Source organism: Candidatus Viridilinea mediisalina (assembly GCF_002532535.1).
Taxonomy (GTDB): domain Bacteria; phylum Chloroflexota; class Chloroflexia; order Chloroflexales; family Chloroflexaceae; genus Viridilinea; species Viridilinea mediisalina.
Genome location: NZ_NQWI01000082.1, coordinates 1 through 21,482 on the forward strand (window position 1 = coordinate 1; position 21,482 = coordinate 21,482).

Genomic DNA, 21,482 nt, shown 5'->3' on the forward strand with positions numbered 1-21,482 from the left:
AGCCTTTCAGCTTTACCGTCGTAGTGCCGACTTATGGTCTTCCAGTAAATAATCCGCTAACCAGACCTCGCAGATCTGGCATATCTATCAGGTCTAGTCCGTGCCGCGACACCGGATTAATTTCTGGAAGACCATTAGTCGGCATCCGGGGGTTGTCGGCGACCTCAGCCGACTAAAGTCGGCACTACCTATGGCGCAAACGGTAACGTGTCCTGAAACAATCCCTTAGTCTTCAGCTTCAACTGAGGCAGTTTCGACGGCAGGCTCTTCGTCGCTTTGATTGGCCTGAGCGACACGTCGCAGGGCGTTGAAGAGATCAACGGGTAGCAGAACACCCGAGGGGTAGCCTTTCTGGGTTATGACGATTGGTTGCTGGCGCTCTTGGCTACGCTTGATCAACGCGGCAAGGCTCGAAGCAGCCTTAGAGATAGGCACAACACCGGAGGAGAGGTCTACATCGAGATTGAGCGGGCCATTGCCATTGGACATAAACTGTTCCTTTCTGTGGTGGATAGACGCTCGTCAGTTGTCGCAAGAAGCATGCCTTTAAGCTGCGATACAACGTGCATCAATGCTGGCGGTGATAATACCGTTGATCTAGACAACTACTATCTTGTGAGCAACTGCCTGTTTTACTATCCTCTAATGATTGTTCATTCTAGTTAGTATACCATGCTTGGCAAGGTCTTTGCTATCCCGATAATAGTCATGTTGATTGTGGTTTTTGGTATGTTTGCGTGTAAGTATGGTTGTAGGCGAATCAAGTTCGCACATATCCGCATGGGCAGCGCACCATCCGCATGAAGGTAAGCCTCCATGCGGAGGTTTGGGGCGGCTTCGCTACCAGAACGAAAGGAAAGAGGTACGATAACATTGCTTTCGCACGATGCCCGTATAATGGATCATAGACTCGCGTGGCTTTTGTACGGACAACCCCATGATGTTGACAGCGCTACCCTCTTGGTTGCTTGCCGATGTAGATCATATTGTGCAGATCATCCGCGAACGCACCAGCGCACGTGCGGCGGTCATTAGTATAGCCGGTTCGCAGTTGCTTACAGCCAAGCGTGAACCCATCCACGCAGCTCTGGTGTTGCTTGCAGCCCAGTTTGGCACCTACCGGCGTGAACGGGTGCAACATGCAGCGGCGGCGGCAGAGTTGATCTATGCGGCCACACAGACCCATGATGCCCTGGTGGATGAAGGTGAACGACGCCGTGGTCAGCATCGCACTGGCACATGGGAACATCCGGTGGCATTGATGGTGGGCGATTATCTGTTTGCCCTAGCTGCTGGTGAGATGGCCCTGAGCCCCGATGCGCGTGTAATCAACTTCTATTCGCAAGCGGTGATGCGGATTACCGAGGGCACATTGATGCCACCTCCGCCCTTGTTCCCCTTGGAGCAAGGGTGTCAGCAGCATTTCACACGCATCCGCGATACCCATGCGGCGCTGTATGGCGCAGCATGTCGTGCAGGTGGTGCATGTGCAGGTGCCTCTACCGAGCAGATTGAAGCACTTGGTGTTTTTGGTGAAGAGCTTGGACTGGCTTTGCGCTTAACCCAAGAGTTGCATATGTTTACCACTTCAAACTCTGAACAGCAACCGATTACGACAATGAGCTTACCGTTGATCTTTGCTGCTGCCCAGACTGATCATGCGCGTCTGCTCGCAGCCCTTGATACTGCTGCACCTAACGAACAGGCATGGCTACGTAGCACGGTGCAACGCTATGGCCTTGAACCTACCCAGAGTGAAGTGAGGCGTATTATTAGCCAAGCCCACAAGATGTTAGAACACTTACCCGCTCATGCGGGACGCGATCTGCTGGCGCAGCTCAGTGTTGCTGTAGCTCATCAAAGTATCTAGGAGCATACTATGAATCGTATTGCCACAACCTTTGCTCGTCTGCGCGCCGAAGGGCGCGTGGCGTTGATGCCCTACCTCACGGTGGGCTTTCCGGAGCGTGAGAGTGCGCTTGAGTTGGTGCCTGCAATGGAGGCTGCTGGGGCGAGTATGTTTGAGTTGGGGGTGCCCTTCTCTGATCCTTTGGCCGATGGGGCAACCATTCAGCGCTCGGCGCAGCGTGCCTTAGCCAATGGCATTACTTTGGCCGATTGTATTACCACGACAGCACGCTTGCGCGAACGGGGGGTGCAAGCGCCACTGCTGCTCATGGGCTACTACAACCCTTTGCTGCGCTACGGCCTTGAACGGGCCTGTAGCGAATTGGCTGCGGCTGGAGGCGATGGCTGGATCATCCCTGATGTACCGCCCGAAGAGGCGGCAGAGCTTCAGGTTGCCGCCCAAGCCCATGGTCTCGATCTGATCATGTTTGTTGCGCCAACTACCCCTGAAGCGCGGATCGCCCAGATTGCGGCCCGTGCCAGTGGGTTTATCTATGTCGTCTCATTGACCGGCGTCACCGGGGCACGCCAGAGTATGGCTGCCAACTTGGACGCGGTGATTGCGCGGGTGCGCCGTGCCAGCGACCTTCCCCTCGTCGTTGGCTTTGGCATTAGTCGCCCTGAACATGTCGCTGAGGTCGCCCGCATCGCCGATGGTGCCATTGTTGGCAGTGCGCTGATTGCCCATTTGGAACAGCAATCAGCCGAATATGCTCCCGCTGCTGCTGCGACGTTTGTGCGCACTTTGTTGTCTGTAGTATAACCAATGCTCCTCTGCTCACTGCTCCAAGCACCACATAGCTCGCTGATTCGTGCTGCCTTGGTGGCAGCAACGCCCAACGGGGCCACGTGTGCGCTTGATCTTGCCTGTGGTTCAGGTGCCTATACCCCCTGCTTGGCTGCCACCTGCGCCCCTGGTGCGTTGGTGCTGGGCCTTGATCGTGACCAGCAGGCGCTCAAGCTGGCATCGGTAAACCAACGGCTGGTTGGCGATGGGCTGAATCTGCCGTTACGTTCCGCCGTGTTCGATCTGATCTGGTGTAGTGCCGCCCTGAGCCTCTTTGCCGACCGTGCCCAAGCCCTCAGTGAGATGGTACGCATTCTGCGCCCCGGCGGCGCTCTGGTGGTGACGGTCGCGGGCGAACGGTGGGTGCGGCGTCGCACATGGCCATCAGAGCTACCCCCTGCCCTTCCGCTGCCCCCTGCTGATGCCCTTGGCAGCGAGCTTTGCGACGAACTCAGGGCGGCTGGTTTGAGCCATTGCCACCTCAGCGCCTACTTGCTCGAACCTGCGGGCCTCGCGGCTGATGCTGCCCAATTGCCCCTCGCTGATGGCTTCCCAGCCATGCCCCTTGCCATTGGCGAACCTGAGCCACTGCCGGTATTATTGGTGGCAAGGGCTTTTTTGCGCTAAGGGATGGTTTCAGAAGTTGTCTGAAAAGCTAGTGGGCACGTGTTGGAGTGCCGGCTTTAGCCGGCTAAAGCCGGCACTCCCACGCCAGTTCATAGACTTTTCAGCCGACTAACGTCGGCACTACACTATGGCGCATCCTGACGCTGCAAACCTATTTTCTATTTTCTCGTTTCTATATCCTCACTCTGGCATGGAGCAAATACCCATGGACCATCAAGCCACACATCCTGATCCTCCTGCTCCCCCAATGTTACCTTGGGGTTGGCGCGAGGTGGCGTGGGTTTTGGCCTTTACGTTTTTGATGGCTGGAGGCTTGGGAGTGGGCTTGAGCTTGCTCAGCCGCGTCTTTGATCTTGATTTGACGGGCGGCTTTGTTTCGCCAACAATCTATGTGACCGGGATGGCGATCTATCTGAGTGGCGTGCTGGCGATCTATGTGTTTGCTGCACGACGCTCTGGTTGGGCCGCTTTGGGTTGTAAACCTGCGCCCTTCTTCGATTATCTGTTGGTGCCGCCCCTCTTTCTGCTCGAGATCACTGCACTCATTGGCGTGAATCTGCTGGTTGGCCGTTTGGCCGGAGGCTTCGAAAATCCCCAGGTGGATGCAATCAGCGGCGGGCAGGCGCTTGGTAACGTTGAGTTGGTCATGCTCTTCCTGCTCATCGCCATCCTTGTGCCCTTTGTGGAGGAACTCTTCTTCCGTGGGATGCTCTATCCGCTGCTGCGTCAACGGATGGGGGCGGTGCTGGCCATCACGCTCAATGCTGCCATTTTTGCGCTCTTTCACGTCATTCCTATTCTCCTGCCCGGCCTCTTTGTGGTTGGGCTCTTCCTCGCCTATTTGCGCGAACGTAGCGGCTCGATCTGGCCGAGTGTGCTGCTGCATGCCATGCAAAATGGCATGGCGCTGTTGGCGATGAGTGCGAGCTTGAGGTAATGCCAGTTACCCTTGAACATGCCGCATGATCAAGAACGCGAAAACCCATTGGAACGCCATGTTCGGCAATCTGCAATCTGCAATCTACAATCGTAAATGGTATAGTCTATGAGCAAACGCAAATACTATGCGGTAGCGGTTGGGCGCAAGCCCGGTTTGTACGACGACTGGTTTGGCCCGGACGGTGCCGAAGCCCAGATTAAAGCCTTTCCCAAGGCGGTCTACAAGAGCTTTCAGTCGCACAGTGAGGCGCAAGCGTGGTACCGCGCACAAACCGGGCATGAGGCCGCGCCGTTAGCCAGTGCAACTACAAAGCTTGATGAGGACTACTTTCGTCTCCATAAGCAGGCATTAGCCGAAGGCAAGGTGGTGATCTATACCGATGGTGGTTGCGAAGGTAATCCGGGTAAAGGCGGCTTTGGAGTAGTGTTGTTGTACAAAGATCGGCGCAAAGAACTCTCTGGCGGCTATGCACGCACCACGAGCAACCGTATGGAGCTATTGGCCTGCATCACGGGGCTGAAGAGCTTGAGCAAACCCTCAAGCGTTGTCATCTTCAGCGATTCGGCCTACGTGGTTAATGCGCTCACCAAAGGCTGGGCCTACAACTGGCAACAACATGGCTGGCGGCGCAAACAGGAGGGCGAGTATCTACCGCTGCGTAACGCCGATCTCTGGCAAGAACTGGTAGCCCTATGCGGACAACACCAGGTCAGCTTTATCAAAGTGCGTGGTCATGCTGGCAGCATCGAGAATGATCGCTGCCATACGTTAGCGGCTGCCGTCTTGGAGCAGCAGGAACTGCCGGTTGATCCGGGGTTTGGATGATGAGGAACAGGGGAACGGAAGAACAGAGGAACGGAAGAACAGAGGAACGGAAGAACAGGGGAACAGAAGCAAAACCGTATCTTTTTGCCCTTTTGAACGGTATACATGTTAGGGGATGGTTTCAGGCTACTGTACCGTTTGCGCCATTAGGTAGTGCCGACGTTAGGGAAGCGGATGTTGTTGATTGACCTGTTGCTTTGCCACCCTGGGAGAAGGTTTGTAGGAACATTCCTGTTTGCGCTGTAGGGTAGTGCCGACTTTAGTCGGCTCCCATCGCTGCCAAAGACCTCAGCCGACTAAAGTCGGCACTACGATGCCTGCGAATATGTACTATTCAGCATGACAGGCTGCTGGGATACTTAGAAGTTTCTGCTTCCCTTACTTGAGCAAGCGGTGTTGACGGGGGCTTGCCTGCATGATAGCATCATCATAGCCCTAGATGGTACTTTGTGGAGATTAACACCAATTACTGTTGAACATTCCGCATCATCAAGAACGCGAAAGCGCATTTGGAACACCATGTTCGGCAATCTGCAATCTGCAATCTACAATCTGAAATCTGCCATGGTATAACGCGAAAGCGCATTTGGAACACCATGTTCGGCAATCTACAATCTACAATCTGCAATCTTAAATGGTATACTGCCGTGCCGCGTTTGCTTTGCGCCTGTTTTTTGCTTGTAGCGCTGCTGATGACGTTCATGCCAGCCTCGCCGGTGGCGGCGCAGTTGCCCGATGAACTCAATGTTCAGCGTCTGCTGGCAGCCCAACCAGGGCTGCTCAAAGATTTCCAAGAGGATGGACGTTCGGCTGCGACGATCATTGAGAGCGCGGCGCTCTATTATGGCCTGAGTCCGCAGATCCACTTGGCGCTTCTGGAGGCGACTGCGGGCCTGCTGAGTGATCCTGCGCCTCTGCCGCAGCGCTTGGAGCGTCCGTTGAGCCCCACGGGGCCGCAAGGTTTTGCGGCCCAGATCGATTGGGCTAGTCGTGAATTGCGGGCTGGCTTGGGACCGTATGATCGCCCTCCAACTGTGCGTTTTAGCGATGGGATGACCCTGACGCTAACGCTCGATCAGGCGGTGGAGGGGGTGGCGGTGCAGCGGCTGTTGGCCCGTGGACGCACTGAGGCGCAGTGGCGTGAGGTGGTTGAGCATTTTGGGGTGGCCTTCGAGCGCTACTTTGGGGCTTTGACCCAACTACGGCCTACCTCTGTGTCGCCCGCTACGCAACAAGGCTTTTTGCTGCAACCATGGCCAATGGGAACCCGCGTGGTGCATCTGGCCTATTTCGATCACGCCTACCCTACGGTTGATACGGGACGCCCCGGGACTGGCTATGCGATCAATTATCTCGGCCAGACCCATGTGCCCTACGATGGGCATGATGGCCATGATTACTATTTTCCCGATCAGCCCATTGGTACCCCTATTCTCGCTGCCGCCGCTGGCACCGCCTACGCCCGTACCCATCGCGGTCTCGGGGTTGTGATTGTGCATCCCCACGGCTTTGAGACGGTCTATTGGCACCTTGATGAGTTTGCGCCTATCTTTGCCGGACGGATTGATAGCAATGAGGGTGTCTTTGTACAGGCGGGCGATTTCATTGGTACGAGTGGTGCAACCGGCTTTGTGGTTGGTACACCCCACCTGCATTTTGAGGTGCGGCGCTATGATCTTCAAGTTGACCCGTATGGTTGGTATGGCCCCGGCCCTGATCCCTGCGCTAACTATGCGGGTTGTTTGCCCAGTGGCTGGCTTTGGCACCCTGCGCTGATCGGTACCTACAATTTTACGCCGCCCGACATGCATCCGGGCCGACCCACGATGCTCAATCCGCCCATTGGTACGATGAGCATCAACCCGCCGGACGATCTGCTCTTTGCGAGTGCTTTCGACGGCCATCCATTACAGCATGTTGGTCGCGGCTTCCCCAGTTTTGCCAACAATCTACGCTTTACGGCGGGGCGCACTGGGCAGGCATTGCTGCTTGATGCTACCACATTGACCTACCCGCTCGCCGGGAATCTGGAGCCGCTTGAGGGCACGATCAGCCTCTGGGCCAAGTTGCCGGAGAGCTATCCGACCGGAACGATTCCGCGTCACTACCTATTGGCTGCTAGTGCCAACCCCAGCGCCATGCCGCACTACCCGGGCACACTTGCACTGCGCCACGATGAGGTTGGCCCCGACGGGAATCCCGCCTGGGTCTTTTGGACAACGGGTGACGCTGAGGATAGTCGGAATCTTCTCTCTGCCCCCGATACCCTTGGGCCGGATTGGCAGCACTTTGCGATCACCTGGGATGCCGCCGCAGGCACCAAGGCGCTCTACCTCAACGGTCGCCTTGCTGCTGCCACCAGTGCCGTAAGCCTACCCACCGCTCTCGGCGATACGCTCCATGTAGGTCGCTTCACCCATGGAGGCGGGCACAGCAACGCCGAACTGGATCACCTCATGATCTATGCTCGGGCGCTCACAGCCAAAGAGATCGCCGCGCTTGCCGCAGCCCCACCAGAGGAACTTGCTGCCACACAGATCATCACGGATCCTACGCTCCGCATTGACACTAATGCTGTCGCTAGTGAAGGCGGCATCGTTGCGGTGCAACTAGGGCTCAATGGTATCTTTGAGCCACCACAGCCCTACTACGACTCCTACCGCTGGAGTCTGCCCGAAGTGGCCGGCACATACGAACTAGCCGTGCGCTATAGCGACCACGCGGGCAATAGCACCACCGTAACACGCACGCTCAGCTTGGAGCTACCTGCTCCCGCTGGGCAGCGGGTCTATTTGCCATTGTTGGTGCGTTGAGGAGAGCAACCACCTGCCAACTCCACATACTCCTGTTTCACCAATTCATCTTCGCTAATCCCTGCAATGGCAAGCAATTCACCGAGGAGGTTGGCACGGGTCGCGGCGTCGCGGCTGCTCCAGGTACGTGATTTGAGCTCTAGGAAGGGCCCGGCGTCGTTGCTGCCGCTTGCGAGTGTATCGAGGTTGATGGCGAAGTCGTGTTCTTTGTAGAGAATGCGCCAGCGTTTGCGCCGCTTTTCGATCTCGATCTGGCGTGTAGGCTGGAAGTATTCGCGGTAGAAGCGTACCGTATGGTCGGCGGGGGCGGTGTAGCGCGAGCGCGAGAGCACAATGGCTAGGGGATACTCGCCGCGCACCGCTTCGGCTACGAGGGTGATGGTGTATTTGGGTTCGGGGCGTGCCCCCGGGTCGGTGCGGTGATCTTCACGGATGCGTAGCCGCTCTTGGCTGCTAAAGAGGAAGTAGGTGTCGTACTGGGTTCGCACACTATGCTTGCTGATGCTTACTTCAGGGTGTTCGAGTAGCGCCTGAAGTTTGGCGGTATTTGTTGCGCCTAAGCGGGCTTTGACCTGAATCTCAAAGATTTCGTCGGGCTGGACACCGCCAAGCGCAATGATCTTGGCCAGCACATCGCTTTCACGCTGCATCAGGAAGGTATTGATGCCCTCGGCGATGCTTTGGGCCTGTTGCAGAATAGCGGCTTCATCGAGGCTCAAGAGGTGCTGCTCACGCATGAGCATGCGTCCATCCACGTAGACATCGCGTACATCGGCGGCGCGGGCGCTGTAAACGAGGTGGGAGTAGATGGCATCGGGGCTGTAGGTGTAGCGCGGGGCACTGTGCAGACGCCCCAGGCTCACTACGGTAATATCGGCGCGCTTGCCCACTTCGAGCGAGCCGATCAGTTGGTCGAGGTGGATCGCTTGAGCGCCCCAACATGTTGCCAGAGCCAACGCTTGACGCGCCGGTACTACCGTCGGGTCACCACTCACCCCTTTGGGCAGCAGGGCGGCCAGTTGGATTTCGGTGAACATGTCTTGGTCATCGTTGGAGGCGGGGCCGTCGGTGCCCAGACCAGTACGCACACCGGCATCAATGAAGCGGCGATAGGGCGCAATCCCGCTGGCCAACTTGAGATTACTGGTTGGGCAGGGCACGGCCCCGGCGCGTGCTTCACGCAGCAGACGGATGTCATCTTCGGTTGCGTGGACACAGTGGGCGGCGATGCAGGGCACATCGAAGGCACCAACACGCTTGGCATAGCGAATCGGCGTCACCTCGCGTTCACGGATACTCTCCTCAACTTCACGCGCCGTCTCGGAGAGATGGGTCACCAAAGGCACCCCAAAGCGGCGACAGAGGGCCGCCGCCTCTTGGTAGATGCGGTCGGTACAGGTATAGGGCGCGTGGGGGGCCACGGTCGGCACAATGCGGGGATGGTCGCGCCAGGCCTCAATAAAGCGACGTGCCCGTTCGAGACCCTCATCGAAGGAGGGGGCATCGGGGGTTGGCAGGCGCATCACTGTTTGACCGCAGATCGCCCGCATGCCCGCTACATCGGCAGCGCGGGCCACCTCCTCCTCAAAGTAGTACATATCAACGAAGGTGGTGGTACCACCACGCAGCATCTCGGCACACGAGAGCAGCGTACCCACATAGGCAAAATTGGCATCAACAAACTGGCTCTCAACCGGGAACATATAGCCAAAGAGCCACACATCAAGCTGCTGGTCGGCCACCATGCCGCGCAGCAAGCTCATGGGCACATGGGCGTGACCATTGATCAGCCCAGGCATAATCGCATGGCCCGTACAATCATGTGTCTCGTTGGCCACATAGCGTTCAGCCAAGTCAGCCGCAGGGCCAACGGCAACAATGTTGTTGCCATGTACCGCTACGGCACCATTAGGAATAATGCTCCAATTGGCATCCATTGTTACGACGGTGCCATTGGTGAGTAGTAGATCTATGTTTTCGGGCATGAATTTCACCGTTTTCTATTTTACGGTTGGAGTGCCGACGTTAGTCGGCATCCCATCGCTTCCAAAGACCTCAGCCGACTAAGGGAAGCGGATGTTGTTGATTGCCCCGTTGCTTGGTCACCCTGAGCGAAGGTTCGTAGGAACGTTCCTGTTTGCGCCGTAGGTAGTGCCGACGTTAGTCGGCTTCCCATCGATGGCAAAGACCTCAGCCGACTAACGTCGGCACTCCATTGGTAGCCAAACGGTAACGTGGCATGAAACCATCCCTTAACGGTTGGAGTGCCGACGTTAGTCGGCTTCCCATCGATGGCAAAGACCTCAGCCGACTAACGTCGGCACTCCATTGGTAGCCAAACGGTAACGTGGCATGAAACCATCCCTTAACGGTTGGAGTGCCGACGTTAGTCGGCTTCCCATCGATGGCAAAGACCTCAGCCGACTAACGTCGGCACTACGATGCCCGTCCATGGACTATTCAGCATGACAGGCTGCTAGGATACGTAACAATTTCTGCTTCCCTAACGTCGGCACTCCATTGGTAGCCAAACGGTAACTGAGACGCCATGTCCGGCTATCAGCTATCGGCTATCGGTTATCGGATTTGGTATTACTGCTGCGACCACGGCTGCAGTATCGCTCAGGTCGTCCATAAGGACATCGGGGTGGTACTCGGCCAATTCAGTGCGGCTATAGGGGCCAGTAGCTACGGCAATGGTACGTGCGCCGTGGGCTTGGCCGCAGGTGATGTCGTGGGGTGTATCGCCAATGATCACAATCTGCTGCCCACCAAAGGGTTGGCCGTAGCGTGCAGCGGCGCGTGCAGCCGCAATCGGCACCAAGGCTGGGCGCTCATGGTGATCGTCGCCATACGCGCCCGCTGCCACATCCACATGCTCTAACAGAGCCACACTTTCTAGCTTGAGCCGTGCCACCGCAGCGATGTTGCCTGTGAGTGGCGCTTGGTAGCCGTAGGGATGCAGAGCTTCCAGGGCGGCCCGCACGCCAGGGAAGAGCTTAGAGCGACGGCCCAACTCTGCCCGTTGGCTCATCAGCAGTTCGGTGTAGGTAGCCGCAAATTCGTGCAGGCGCTCAGCGATCACTTCTGGCGCAACGGTCGGCAGGCTCTCGCGGATAATACGCCAATCGGTCTTCCCCGCATAGCTTGTGCGTACCAATGGCGCTGCTGGGCCAAGCACCGCACGCATGGCGCTACGCATCGCTTCAGCCGCAATGCCATCAGTACTGAGCAAGGTTCCGTCAACGTCCCAAAGGATGAGCAGTTTCATTTACGCACCGCGCTGTAATTCAACAAGATAATGGGCCACCATTGCGAGCAACTGGTCAAGATCGAGCGGCTTGATCAAGAAATGCTCAAAGCCAGCGGCAACGGTACGTTCACGGTCGGCTTCACCAAGGCCACTGATCGCAATAGCGGGACATTGGGCCATACCCGTTTCACGGCGCAGGGCAAGGAGCAAGGCTGGGCCATCAGTATCGGGGAGGCGCATATCAATCACACAGAGTTGACATGGTGCTTGGCGCACACTCGCCAGCGCCTCAGCCCCCGTCTCGGCAATCGTAACCTGGTAGCCTTGGCTTTGCAGAACATGGCTAATGACCTGCTGCATCAGTGGATTATCGTCTACAAAAAGAATTTGCATCAGGTCTCCTTATTTTTTGTTCCGTGTTGGCGGCTTCGCCGCCAACACGGAACAAAAAGAGTTTTTTTGGGGAGGCTGGGAGGCGAAGCCCCACTACACCAAATCTTTACGCATATAGATCCATTGACCTTGACCAAAGAAGAGCCACGCCAACATAGAGCGACGCACACGCACCACATGGAAGCCGCTGTGTTCATAGAGCTCAATCGCGGCACGATTTGCGGCGCTGACATAGAGCCCCAGAAAGTGTTTGCCCCGCAGCAGGGCTTCTTGTTCAGCGCGAACGAGCATGCCACGGGCAACACCGCTGCGGCGGTAGGGGTTGAGCACAGCCACATCGGTAATAAAGCCCTCACGCTGTTCGATATTATGATCGAGGAGCGAGAGGGCAAAGAGGGAGCGGAGCGCTCGCCAGACGCCAAGTTGTTCTTGGAAGGCAATCTCGGCTACATTGGCATCATCACGGAGCATCTCGCGGGTACGCACGGTGATTGTGCCAATAATCGAACCTTCGTGTTCAGCGACAAACATGCCGCGTAACGCCGAGGCACCTTGCCGCTGCCACGTTGCCATCATGGCCGCAATGCCCTGCTCGGCCCTATCGGGCCCAAAAGCCCCGCCAAACTTATCGGCGAAGGCTTCGCGGTGCAGGGCTAAGATCAGCGCAATATCATCCATACGTGCCGGGCGAATCTGGGGCACAACTGCACTGCTCGCTTCATATGGGTTGGTGTGGGCTGCTGACCCACCAAATGCCTGTGAAGAGGCTGTCATGCAGCTATTCACCGTCCGATGAGAGTTCACTGATGCGCTTATCCAAGCGGCTTGAAATCTCGCGGTACATATCGCCACGCATCATCGCGGCCTCGAGTTGGCGGCGCAAGGTGATGATGTAGATCGCCGCTGCAACAATCATGGCTAGGAGCAGGAAATTCGGTTTCATGGTTCCCTCTTTGAGAGCACTATCGGCCCTTGGAATGATGGAGTAGTACTGTTTTCGCTGCATAGAATCCGGTTTCATGACATTCTCCTTGGAGACTCCGCAGCTTGCTTACGCATCTATTCTAGCGCAGACGGGCCATTGCTTCAAGCCGCAAAGCGTTGCCGCCAAGCGCCATAGAGGGCGATGCTGCCTGCGACGGCTGCATTCAGTGAGGCAATCTGGCCCATCATGGGCAGGCGTACCAGAAAATCGCAGCGTTCACGGATGAGCCGCGCCAACCCTGCGCCTTCTGCGCCCACTACCAGCGCCAAGGGCATGTTCAGGTCGGCGTTGTCGAAGGGTTGAGCTTCGGGATCATCCTCAAGCCCCACCACCCAAACGCCCTCTTTCTGCAACATAACGATAGTTTGGGCCAAATTACCCACAAGCGCCACCCGCAGATGTTCGGTTGCCCCACTTGAGGCATTGACGACGGCGGGGGTAATTTCGGCTGCCCGTCGGCCCGGCATGGCGACACCATGGGCACCCACGACCTCCGCAGTTCGCAGGAGTGTGCCTACATTCTGCGGGTCTTGCAGATGGTCGAGCAGCAGCAGCAGCGGTGGCTCTTTGCGTTCCGCCGCAAAGACCAAACACTCCTCCAAATCTACATAAGGATAGCCGTCGGTCTCTAGCATGACCCCCTGGTGGTTGGCTTCACGCAACTGGCGGTCGAGGGCTTGGCGTTCCACGCGCTGCACCGCAACCTCGGCTGCTTCAGCGAGGCGTACAATCTCGGCCATCACGCCGGTCTCTTGTACCCCACTTGAAATGGTAAGGCGCTGCAGCTTGCGCCGCCGCGCCCGTAGCGCTTCGCGTACCGCATTGCGCCCATAGAGTAGCTCATTCATGTTTTTGGTTGTCATTATGGTTGGGGGATGTAAGGGAACCAGGTTCCCTTACCAACCTGCGCGTTTGCTGGTGAGCTAGTGAGAGAACCAGGTTCTCTCACTAGCTCACTACCTCACAAGCCCAAGGCGTCCTTAATGCGCCCGAAGAGGCCATCATCGCGCTCTTGGTGCTGATCGCCCTCATGGTCAAAGGTTTGGGCCAATTCTTGGAAGAGGCGTCGCTGCTGGTCGGTGAGCCGTTGGGGCACAACCACCCGCGTTACTACGATCTGGTCGCCGCGCCCTTGCTGGCGCAGGTAGGGTACGCCGCGCCCACGGATGCGGAAGGTTTGGCCGGTTTGGGTGGCGGGTGGGATGCGAAGCTTCTCGTTGCCATCAACCGTTGGCACCTCTAGCTCCTCGCCGAGGGCGGCTTGGGCTACGTTGAGACGCAGTTCGAGGATGATGTCGTTGCCTTCGCGCAGGAAGTAGGGGTGGGGCTGCACATCGAGGGCCACATAGAGGTTCCCAAAGGGGCCGTTGCGCGGGCCGGCATCACCTTCATTACTGATGCGTAGGCGTTGGTTGCTATCCACCCCGGCGGGGACCTTCACGGTCAGACGGCGCAATTGGCGCAACCGCCCTTCACCTCGGCACTCGCGGCAGGGAATGGGAATCACATAGCCAGCGCCCATACATTGGTCACAGGTTGTCACGGTGACCATATTGAAGAGCGGGGCGCGCTGACGTACTTCGCCGCTCCCGCCACACTTGGGGCAACGCACCGGATCGGTGCCCGCCTCGGCCCCAGAGCCTTTACAACTGGCACATGTCTCGAGGCGGCGGTACTCAATCTCTTTTTCGATGCCGAAGATCGCCTCTTCAAACGAGAGACGCAGGGTATAGGGCAGATCGGCACCCCGCTGAGGGCCACGCTGGGTGCGCTGACCACTCGCAGCGCCACCGAAAAAGGCATCGAAGATCGTGCTGAAGGGATCGGCCCCTCCGAAGGGATCGCCATAGGCACCATTGCCCATGCCACCAGGAACATTATGGCCAAAACGGTCATAGACCGCCCGTTTCTGCTCGTCGGAGAGAACCTCGTAGGCTTCGTTGATCTCTTTGAATTTTGCCTCGGCGCCAGCATCTTTGTTGACGTCGGGGTGGTACTGACGCGCTAGTCGCCGGAATGCCTTTTTGATCTCGTCTTGGTTGGCACCCTGGCTGACGCCAAGCACCTCATAGTAGTCGCGTTTTGCACCCGTAGTCATAGGCTTTTCCGTTTCACGTCTAGCGCAACGCGCTAGACGTGAAAATGATAGTTTATGTAAATTTAGTCAACCTTATACTCACCCTCAACCACATTGTCGTCTTTAGACGACTGGGGTTGGCCTTGGCCCTGGCCGGCGGCGTTTTCGCGCTCGTAGAGGGCTTGGCCGATCTTTTGCATGGCGACGCTCAGTTCTGCGCTGCGGTTTCGCAGGGTCTGTTCGTCTTCGCTGTCGAGTACCGCGCGCAGGGCGGTGATCTTGTCTTCAACCTCGGTGCGAATGGTGCCGTCAAGCTTGTCGCCCGCTTCGCGGATGGCCCGTTCGGCGGCGTAGATCATGCTGTCGGCAGCATTGCGCGCCTCGATCAGATCACGGCGCTTGCGGTCATCTTCGGCGTGGGTTTCGGCATCGCGCACCATCTGCTCGATCTCGGTATCACTGAGGCCCGATGAGGCGGTGATGGTGATGCGCTGCTCTTTGCCCGTTGCTTTGTCTTGGGCGGTGACGTTGACAATCCCGTTGGCATCAATATCAAAAGTCACTTCGATCTGGGGCGTACCACGCGGGGCCGGGGGGATGCCCGCCAACTCAAACTTGCCCAGCGTCTTGTTGTAGCGCGCTTCGGCCCGCTCGCCCTGGAGGACATGGATCTCGACACTCGGCTGGTTATCGCTGGCCGTCGAGAAGATTTGGCTCTTGCGCGTCGGAATGGTCGTGTTGCGCTCGATCAGCGGGGTCATAACGCCGCCTAAGGTCTCGATGCCCAGCGTCAGCGGGGTAACATCGAGCAGCAGAACATCCTTGACCTCGCCGCCCAAGACGCCAGCCTGGATGGCGGCCCCGACAGCGACGACTTCATCGGGGTTGACCGTTTTGTTGGGTTCTTTGCCAAAGAATTTACGCACAGCCTCTTGGATGGCGGGCATGCGCGTCTGGCCACCCACCATGATCACCTCATTGATCTGGTTGGGCTTGAGGCTCGCATCGCTGAGTGCCTGGCGCACCGGGCCCATGCTGCGCTCGATCAGATCGCTGGTGAGCTGCTCGAGCTTGGCGCGGCTGAAGGTCATGTTGAGATGCTTCGGCCCAGAGGCATCGGCGGTAATGAAGGGCAGGTTGATCTCGGTCTGGCCGAGGCTCGAAAGCTCCATTTTAGCCTTCTCAGCCGCCTCTTTGAGCCGCTGGAGCGCCATACGATCCTGGCGCAGATCAACCCCCTGATCCTTCAGGAATTCGCTGGCCATCCAATCAATGATGCGCTGATCGAAATCATCACCACCCAAGTGGGTATCGCCACTGGTAGACTTCACCTCGACGACGCCATCGCTCAATTCTAGCACCGAGACATCGAAGGTGCCGCCGCCCATATCATAGACGACCACAATCTCATCTTGGCCCTTCTTATCGAGGCCATAGGCAAGAGCCGAGGCGGTGGGTTCATTGACGATCCGCAGCACCTCAAGCCCGGCAATCTTGCCGGCGTCCTTGGTCGCTTGGCGCTGGCTATCGTTAAAATAGGCGGGAACCGTAATCACCGCTTGGGTCACTGGTTCGCCCAAATAGGCTTCAGCATCAGCTTTGAGCTTTTGCAGCACCATCGCCGAGACTTCGGGCGGTGCGTACTCCTTGCCGCCCATGGTGACCCGCACATCGCCATTGGGAGCGCCGCTGAGCTTGTAGGGGACGAGGCTAATATCTTTCTGTACCACCTGCTCGGTGAACTTGCGCCCAATGAAGCGCTTGGCTGAAAAGACCGTGTTCTCTGGATTGGTTACAGCCTGACGGCGGGCCACTTGGCCCACCATGCGCTCGCCCGCCTTATTCATCGCCACCACCGAGGGGGTCAAACGCGCCCCTTCAGCATTGGGGATGACCACTGGTTCACCACCTTCAACCACGGCCACGACCGAGTTGGTGGTGCCCAGATCAATTCCGATTACCTTCGGCATGTTGTGTATTTCTCCTCACGCGCAAGTGTTAGTCACGACCAACTTTAACCATACTCGGGCGAATCACGCGGTCACCTAGTTTATAACCCCGCTGCAACTCACCTGTCACGATACCATCCTGACCTTCGGCATCTTCATAGAGTACCGCTTCATGCAGATTGGGGTCAAATTCAGTGCCAATCGCCTCAATCGCTTTGACGCCCTCGCTTTCCAGCACAGTCCGCAACTTCTGAGCGATCAACTGGGTACCACCCCACCAAGGGGTTTCGGCAATGTCGGGGGGGATATTGTCAATGGCACGTTCAAAATCGTCCATCACCGGCAGCAGTTTGAGGACAAGGGCCGAACTGGCGCTACGAATAAGTTCAGAGCGCTCCTGTTCAGTGCGGCGCTTAAAGTTCTTAAAATCAGCCGTAGCCCGTAGCCACTGGTCCTTATATTCGGCTGCCTGAGCCTCGGCTTGAGCCAAACGCCCTTCTAGCTCAGTGAGCGGCAACGGCACCGTCTCCTCAGAAGCCTCAGTGGTCGGTGCATCATCCGCAGTTGCAGTAGGGTCGAGAGTCTTCTGTTCGTCGCTCATTGATCTCCTCTTGTGTTAGGCATTATCCTCTTCAGGGGGACGTTGTTCAGTCGAATAGAGTTCGGTCAGTAGATCGCTCATGAGGGAAGAGATATAGCGCACGGTCGAGATGGAGCGGGGGTAGGCCATACGTGTAGGGCCAATAATGCCCAAGACCCCGGCCACGGCGCGGTCAACGCCATAGCGCGCCAAGACGATGCTATACTCACGCATCTCGTTGGTACTATTCTCACCACCGATGATCACCTGAACGCCATCGGAGGCGAGGGCTTGGGGGATGAGTTGACCGAGGCCGCGTCCGCTCTTGAGAATCTCGAGGGCGTGGCGCATACGCTGTACCGCACGTTCAGCATCCTCGCGTGCCAGGGCGGGGATGAACTCCGGTTGACTCAACATTTCGATCAGCCCATCACTATATATCTGCTCTTGAACTTGCTCTTCAAACGCATGCATCGCCCGAACCACGAGATCGGCCAGCAGGCGTTCAAAGTCACCAAAGCTCGGCTGCGGCTGTTGGGCATCAGTGTTCAAGAGCTCCTCGACGCCATTCAGGGTCAAATCGGTCAGCAGATCACTGACCCGCCCGGCAACCCGCCGCAGATCATCGGGGCTACGATCCGCATCGAGGGTTAGCGTCTGCTGCTTCACGATGCCGCCATGAAAGACAAGCACCGCCAGCGCCATGCTCTCGTGGATGGCAACCAGTTCGAGGTGGCGGAAGCGCAGCGGATCGGACGAGCGCGGTGGCGTAACCAGCGAAGCATTCTGGGCAGTACGGGCCAAGACAGCACCAGCCAACTGCACCCACTGATCCAACTCACCACGCACCTGGTAGAACTGGTGGCGGATCATGCGCTGTTCGGGCAACGAGAGACTGGTGCGCTCCATCAAATTTTCCACAAAAAAGCGGTAGCCCGCATCAGTTGGTACACGGCCTGCTGAGGTATACAGATGGGTCAAGTAGCCCAAATCCTCCAAGGCTGCCAACTCGTTGCGTACGGTCGCTGAAGAGACACCCAAGCGATACTTACGCACCAACGCATCCGAGGCAACCGGCATGGCCGTCTCGACAAACTCCTGCACCACCAATTTGAGAATCAGTTGTCTGCGTTCAGTAAGGCCCGCCGCCATAGCTGCGCACCTGTCGGCATATCATAGGTATTAGCACTCTCAAGGCAAGAGTGCTAAGTTTCCAAGCTAAATGAGTGGCGTGCATTTTGGATGCACGCCATAGGGAATTGTACCATGCTTTGCGAGTGATGTCATGCGGGGCGGCGGCGGGCTTTTCAGGTAGCGAGTTTTGCAGAGTTGCAGAGATATTCACCTGAATGTCATTCGGCATGCGGCCTGTTCAATGGTAAGGGTGTGACTGGAATCTGTAGGGCGGTGCCCTACAACCCCGCCGGACAGGGGGAACTGCGGGGAAACCAGGTTCCCCCGCACCCCTGCTTACACATTTTGGTTACACCCCAATGGTAATTGGTATTAGGGACGCCCGGGGTTGCTGGGCCGTCCAGGCGTATCGGGCCGTCCGGAATCATCAGCGTTATCTTCCTCCTCCGGGCTGTCGCCCTCATCGGGCGTGCCGGGGCTCTCCGGGCGACCGGGGGTGTCCGGGCGGCCCGGCTGGTTCTCGGGGCTGTCGCCCTCATCGGGCGTGCCGGGGCTCTCCGGGCGACCCGGCTCATCGGGGCGGCCCGGCTCATCGGGGCGACCCGGCTCATCGGGGCGGCCTGGCTCATCGGGGCGGCCAGGGGTGTCCGGGCGACCGGGGGTGTCCGGGCGGCCTGGTTCATCGGGGCGACCAGGGGTGTCCGGGCGACCTGGATCGGCTGGAGTAGCCGGGGTAGCCGGAGTGGCTGGCTCACCGGGATCACCGGGTTGGGCTGGGGTGGCCGGAGTTGCAGGCAGATCACGCGTTTCATTGCCGAGCAACCCCAACATCACCGCTTGACCTTGGGGCAGGGGACGCCCGTTGGCGGGATCAACGGTGTGCAATTCAAAGCGTGCCCGCTCGAAGTATTGCACCAAGCGGGTCTCACCATCACTCATGGTCTCTTCAATCGGGCCAGAGAGGGGCAGACCAAAGAGGGCAAGGCTACCTGCAATGCTAGTAGCGGCTTGACCAGGCAATCGCAAGCCATGGTTCTGCCAATACTCTACAAACTCTGACGCAATGGCATGACCGGTCTCTGGGAAGTAGAATGGGCTAGAGGGATCGCTACGGGGGAACTGATCCCAAGTATGGCCCTGGGCTCTGAGCAAGAGATCGCCCAAGCGACCGAGTTGCACATCGTAGGGGTAGGGCTGATCAGGGTGCAGTTCCATGCGATGGCGTTCAAACTGCTGGGCCTGTACAGCTACTCCTTCAACTAAGAGCTCCTGTTGCGGGCCAGTGGGGTACCCAAAGACAGGTAAGCCACCATTCTGCCCCCAGAACTCCAGCACCCGTCCACTAATGCAGTGGCCGGTTTCACGGAAGCAGAGTTCACCAGGCTGGGCTTGGGTTGCACGCAGAGGGCCGCCAAGGGCGATGGCGGTAGCGAGCATCGTGGCGATCATGAGGTGTTTGAGCGATGACATTGGTGTCTCCTCCTTTGGACGAGTATGATTGCTCCCCTTGTGGAGCAACTTACCTGTAGGAACGACGTTTGGTTAGAAATGTTACGCATGGTAGCTTACGCATATCTGGCGTAACAGAAACACAGCAACTTCGTTCATGCTCATGGTGGTCTCACTATACAAAGGGATGAACATGTTCTGGCCGTTCTCCCGCCGCGAGGCGGCCACCGATCAAGTAGACGATCAAGCACCACCCGATCTCAGCACTATTGATGATCGTGGCTTGATTCAACGTGCCTGCGAGGGTGATGCAGAGGCTTTTGCGCTGCTCTATGAACGCCACCGCACGATGGTTTATCGCTATATTGCCTACCGTACCGAACGTCAGGAGGTGGCTGAAGATTTGACTTCCGAAGTCTTTTTGAATGCGTGGCGTGTAGTTACCCGCTATGAAGAGCGCGGTGTTTCGGTACGGTCGTGGCTGCTACGTATGGCTCACAACGAGGTCGTGGATTTCTACCGCACCCGTCGTAGTGAAACAACGCTACCTCAGAATGAGCAACAGATGCCGTGCTACGCTGGGCCGGAAGACAGCTTAGAACTCCGCGTTGATCAGGCGATCCTCTTGCGAGCAGTGCAACGGCTACATCCAGAATGGCAACAACTGATCCTGTTGCGCTATGTTGAAGGTCTTTCGTTTGAAGAGATTGGGGTGGTACTTGGCAAACAGAGCAATGCGTGTCGGCAGATGCAGCATCGTGCCCTAGCACGTTTACGGCTTGTGTTGGCCGAGGAGGAGGAGCGCGGTGATGGATGAGCATGCTAGGCACCCAAGCGACCCGCGTGATGATGAGTTGAACCTCTGGCAACAGGAACTGGTGGAGCGTTTAGGGTTGCTCCGCGAGCTACCTACTCCTGCGTCGTTTGGGAGCGAAGCGACGCGCCAGTTTCGTGTACGCTTGGCCACAACCCCACAACTGCGTCCGGTGCAACCACGGACGCAGTTCACAGCTTTCCGCCCCGCCTTTGCGCTACACATGGCGCTTGCAGCCTTCATCATGCTCTTTGCCCTGCTTGGCACAGGCTATGCAACAGCCGCCAGTCTACCAGGCAGCACATTCTATCCTTTGAAGCGCCAAAGCGAGGAGCTCCAAGTCGCATTTACTCAGCCTCCAGCGCGTGACAAGCTACGACGCACGCTGCTTGAAACACGCCTAGCCGAACTGAGTACGCTTGTAGACGTACAAGCCCCTACCCACCAAGTCGTGGCCGGGGTTGCAGAATACAAAGCCGCGCTGGGTCTGGCCCAAACTACATCTGATCAGCGTGCCCTCCAAGCGCAGCTTGCAGAACACCAAACGCAACTCGCCTCGCTGCTAAACAACGCCCCTGAAAACGTGGCCCCACTGATCATACCTGCCCAAGAAGCGCTGCTCAACACCCAAACACCCGAAACAGCACCAAGCCTACCAAGCCTACCTAGCCTACCTACAGCCACCGCTACCACCGTTGTGGTTCCTACGGCTAGTGCCACCCACACACCAATACCAGCCCCATCTGAGCCAAACACCACAACTCAGCCCATGCTCCAGCCACCCGCCCCGCATGCTCCGTCCGCCCCAACGTCAGTGGAGCCCGCGCCGCCCGCGCCACCGCCCGCGCCCGCGCCACCAGTGGAGCCCGCACCGCCCGCGCCACCGCCCGCGCCCGCGCCACCAGTGGAGCCCGCACCGCCCGCGCCACCGCCCGCGCCCGCGCCACC

20 protein-coding genes are annotated in these 21,482 nt (G+C 57.8%); 8 read left to right on the forward strand and 12 right to left on the reverse strand.

Translation table 11 applies throughout. The features are described 5' to 3' along the window. Positions 1-225: 225 nt before the first annotated feature. A complete protein-coding gene (locus tag CJ255_RS15190; RefSeq protein WP_097644945.1) occupies positions 226-489 on the reverse strand; it encodes a type II toxin-antitoxin system Phd/YefM family antitoxin in 264 nt (87 codons plus the stop codon). A gap of 448 nt (positions 490-937) precedes the next feature. Between CJ255_RS15190 and CJ255_RS15195 the strand changes: the two genes are divergently transcribed. The 6 genes from CJ255_RS15195 to CJ255_RS15220 all read left to right on the forward strand — a co-directional run bounded on the left by CJ255_RS15195 (position 938) and on the right by CJ255_RS15220 (position 7,900). Next, the gene (locus tag CJ255_RS15195; protein ID WP_097644946.1) at positions 938-1,870 is read left to right on the forward strand and encodes a polyprenyl synthetase family protein; all 933 of its coding nucleotides are present in this window, start codon (positions 938-940) and stop codon (positions 1,868-1,870) included. Between the two features lie 9 nt (positions 1,871-1,879). Then, complete coding sequence (gene trpA, locus CJ255_RS15200; RefSeq protein ID WP_097644947.1) at positions 1,880-2,671, forward strand: tryptophan synthase subunit alpha; 792 nt, start codon at positions 1,880-1,882, stop codon at positions 2,669-2,671. A 3-nt stretch (positions 2,672-2,674) separates the two neighbouring features. After that, positions 2,675-3,322: a class I SAM-dependent methyltransferase gene (locus CJ255_RS15205; RefSeq protein ID WP_097644948.1), complete on the forward strand. Its 648-nt coding sequence runs from the start codon at positions 2,675-2,677 to the stop codon at positions 3,320-3,322. Positions 3,323-3,527: 205 nt separating this feature from the next. Continuing rightward, positions 3,528-4,259 carry a CPBP family intramembrane glutamic endopeptidase gene (locus tag CJ255_RS15210; protein WP_165774735.1) on the forward strand — a complete coding sequence of 244 codons (732 nt, stop codon included), beginning with the start codon at positions 3,528-3,530 and terminating at the stop codon, positions 4,257-4,259. 108 nt (positions 4,260-4,367) lie between these two features. After that, a complete protein-coding gene (rnhA, locus tag CJ255_RS15215) occupies positions 4,368-5,087 on the forward strand; it encodes a ribonuclease HI (protein ID WP_097644950.1) in 720 nt (239 codons plus the stop codon). Between the two features lie 596 nt (positions 5,088-5,683). Beyond that, positions 5,684-7,900, forward strand: a complete 2,217-nt coding sequence (locus CJ255_RS15220; protein WP_097644951.1) for a LasA N-terminal domain-containing protein — start codon at positions 5,684-5,686, stop codon at positions 7,898-7,900. On the opposite strand, the gene CJ255_RS15225 is transcribed toward CJ255_RS15220, so the two are convergent. The 11 genes from CJ255_RS15225 to CJ255_RS24140 form a co-directional block, all read right to left on the reverse strand. Then, entirely contained in the window at positions 7,876-9,885 is a 2,010-nt protein-coding gene (locus CJ255_RS15225) for an amidohydrolase family protein (protein WP_097644952.1), read from the reverse strand. The two genes, CJ255_RS15220 and CJ255_RS15225, sit on opposite strands and share 25 nt — an antisense overlap. A 578-nt stretch (positions 9,886-10,463) precedes the next feature. Then, positions 10,464-11,171 carry an HAD family hydrolase gene (locus CJ255_RS15230; protein WP_097644953.1) on the reverse strand — a complete coding sequence of 236 codons (708 nt, stop codon included), beginning with the start codon at positions 11,169-11,171 and terminating at the stop codon, positions 10,464-10,466. Next, on the reverse strand, positions 11,172-11,546 hold the full coding sequence (locus CJ255_RS15235; protein WP_097644954.1) for a response regulator: 375 nt from the start codon (positions 11,544-11,546) through the stop codon (positions 11,172-11,174). It abuts the gene before it with no gap. A gap of 93 nt (positions 11,547-11,639) precedes the next feature. Further along, a complete protein-coding gene (locus CJ255_RS15240; RefSeq protein ID WP_097644955.1) occupies positions 11,640-12,320 on the reverse strand; it encodes a GNAT family N-acetyltransferase in 681 nt (226 codons plus the stop codon). A gap of 4 nt (positions 12,321-12,324) precedes the next feature. Further along, a complete protein-coding gene (locus CJ255_RS23625) occupies positions 12,325-12,489 on the reverse strand; it encodes a hypothetical protein (RefSeq protein ID WP_165774736.1) in 165 nt (54 codons plus the stop codon). A gap of 143 nt (positions 12,490-12,632) precedes the next feature. Then, the gene (rlmB, locus tag CJ255_RS15245; RefSeq protein WP_097644964.1) at positions 12,633-13,379 is read right to left on the reverse strand and encodes a 23S rRNA (guanosine(2251)-2'-O)-methyltransferase RlmB; all 747 of its coding nucleotides are present in this window, start codon (positions 13,377-13,379) and stop codon (positions 12,633-12,635) included. A gap of 113 nt (positions 13,380-13,492) precedes the next feature. Next, on the reverse strand, positions 13,493-14,629 hold the full coding sequence (gene dnaJ / locus CJ255_RS15250; RefSeq protein ID WP_097644956.1) for a molecular chaperone DnaJ: 1,137 nt from the start codon (positions 14,627-14,629) through the stop codon (positions 13,493-13,495). A gap of 62 nt (positions 14,630-14,691) precedes the next feature. Further along, positions 14,692-16,578, reverse strand: a complete 1,887-nt coding sequence (gene dnaK, locus CJ255_RS15255) for a molecular chaperone DnaK (protein WP_097644957.1) — start codon at positions 16,576-16,578, stop codon at positions 14,692-14,694. Between the two features lie 28 nt (positions 16,579-16,606). After that, positions 16,607-17,158, reverse strand: coding sequence for a nucleotide exchange factor GrpE (gene grpE, locus CJ255_RS15260; RefSeq protein WP_097644958.1), 552 nt, complete (start codon positions 17,156-17,158; stop codon positions 16,607-16,609). Positions 17,159-17,173: 15 nt separating this feature from the next. Further along, positions 17,174-18,289 (reverse strand): heat-inducible transcriptional repressor HrcA, encoded by a 1,116-nt coding sequence (gene hrcA / locus CJ255_RS15265; protein ID WP_097644959.1) that lies wholly within the window; start codon positions 18,287-18,289, stop codon positions 17,174-17,176. A 354-nt stretch (positions 18,290-18,643) separates the two neighbouring features. After that, on the reverse strand, positions 18,644-19,741 hold the full coding sequence (locus tag CJ255_RS24140; RefSeq protein WP_217352455.1) for a hypothetical protein: 1,098 nt from the start codon (positions 19,739-19,741) through the stop codon (positions 18,644-18,646). Positions 19,742-19,913: 172 nt separating this feature from the next. Here CJ255_RS24140 and CJ255_RS15285 point away from each other — a divergent pair, with 172 nt between their 5' ends. Together CJ255_RS15285 and CJ255_RS23630 are read left to right on the forward strand one after the other, a co-directional pair. Continuing rightward, complete coding sequence (locus CJ255_RS15285; RefSeq protein WP_165774737.1) at positions 19,914-20,537, forward strand: RNA polymerase sigma factor; 624 nt, start codon at positions 19,914-19,916, stop codon at positions 20,535-20,537. Continuing rightward, the coding region (locus tag CJ255_RS23630; protein WP_165774738.1) for a DUF5667 domain-containing protein at positions 20,530-21,482 on the forward strand (953 nt) is incomplete at its 3' end. The genes CJ255_RS15285 and CJ255_RS23630, both read left to right, overlap by 8 nt.

What these genes read in the sequence shown, in the direction of transcription:
- CJ255_RS15190 (WP_097644945.1), bottom strand. Translation starts at nt 489, where the DNA reads ATGTCCAATGGCAATGGCCCGCTCAATCTCGATGTAGACCTCTCCTCC.
- CJ255_RS15195 (WP_097644946.1), top strand. Translation starts at nt 938, where the DNA reads ATGATGTTGACAGCGCTACCCTCTTGGTTGCTTGCCGATGTAGATCAT.
- trpA (WP_097644947.1), top strand. Translation starts at nt 1,880, where the DNA reads ATGAATCGTATTGCCACAACCTTTGCTCGTCTGCGCGCCGAAGGGCGC.
- CJ255_RS15205 (WP_097644948.1), top strand. Translation starts at nt 2,675, where the DNA reads ATGCTCCTCTGCTCACTGCTCCAAGCACCACATAGCTCGCTGATTCGT.
- CJ255_RS15210 (WP_165774735.1), top strand. Translation starts at nt 3,528, where the DNA reads ATGGACCATCAAGCCACACATCCTGATCCTCCTGCTCCCCCAATGTTA.
- rnhA (WP_097644950.1), top strand. Translation starts at nt 4,368, where the DNA reads ATGAGCAAACGCAAATACTATGCGGTAGCGGTTGGGCGCAAGCCCGGT.
- CJ255_RS15220 (WP_097644951.1), top strand. Translation starts at nt 5,684, where the DNA reads ATGTTCGGCAATCTACAATCTACAATCTGCAATCTTAAATGGTATACT.
- CJ255_RS15225 (WP_097644952.1), bottom strand. Translation starts at nt 9,885, where the DNA reads ATGCCCGAAAACATAGATCTACTACTCACCAATGGCACCGTCGTAACA.
- CJ255_RS15230 (WP_097644953.1), bottom strand. Translation starts at nt 11,171, where the DNA reads ATGAAACTGCTCATCCTTTGGGACGTTGACGGAACCTTGCTCAGTACT.
- CJ255_RS15235 (WP_097644954.1), bottom strand. Translation starts at nt 11,546, where the DNA reads ATGCAAATTCTTTTTGTAGACGATAATCCACTGATGCAGCAGGTCATT.
- CJ255_RS15240 (WP_097644955.1), bottom strand. Translation starts at nt 12,320, where the DNA reads ATGACAGCCTCTTCACAGGCATTTGGTGGGTCAGCAGCCCACACCAAC.
- CJ255_RS23625 (WP_165774736.1), bottom strand. Translation starts at nt 12,489, where the DNA reads ATGAAACCGAATTTCCTGCTCCTAGCCATGATTGTTGCAGCGGCGATC.
- rlmB (WP_097644964.1), bottom strand. Translation starts at nt 13,379, where the DNA reads ATGAATGAGCTACTCTATGGGCGCAATGCGGTACGCGAAGCGCTACGG.
- dnaJ (WP_097644956.1), bottom strand. Translation starts at nt 14,629, where the DNA reads ATGACTACGGGTGCAAAACGCGACTACTATGAGGTGCTTGGCGTCAGC.
- dnaK (WP_097644957.1), bottom strand. Translation starts at nt 16,578, where the DNA reads ATGCCGAAGGTAATCGGAATTGATCTGGGCACCACCAACTCGGTCGTG.
- grpE (WP_097644958.1), bottom strand. Translation starts at nt 17,158, where the DNA reads ATGAGCGACGAACAGAAGACTCTCGACCCTACTGCAACTGCGGATGAT.
- hrcA (WP_097644959.1), bottom strand. Translation starts at nt 18,289, where the DNA reads ATGGCGGCGGGCCTTACTGAACGCAGACAACTGATTCTCAAATTGGTG.
- CJ255_RS24140 (WP_217352455.1), bottom strand. Translation starts at nt 19,741, where the DNA reads ATGTCATCGCTCAAACACCTCATGATCGCCACGATGCTCGCTACCGCC.
- CJ255_RS15285 (WP_165774737.1), top strand. Translation starts at nt 19,914, where the DNA reads ATGTTCTGGCCGTTCTCCCGCCGCGAGGCGGCCACCGATCAAGTAGAC.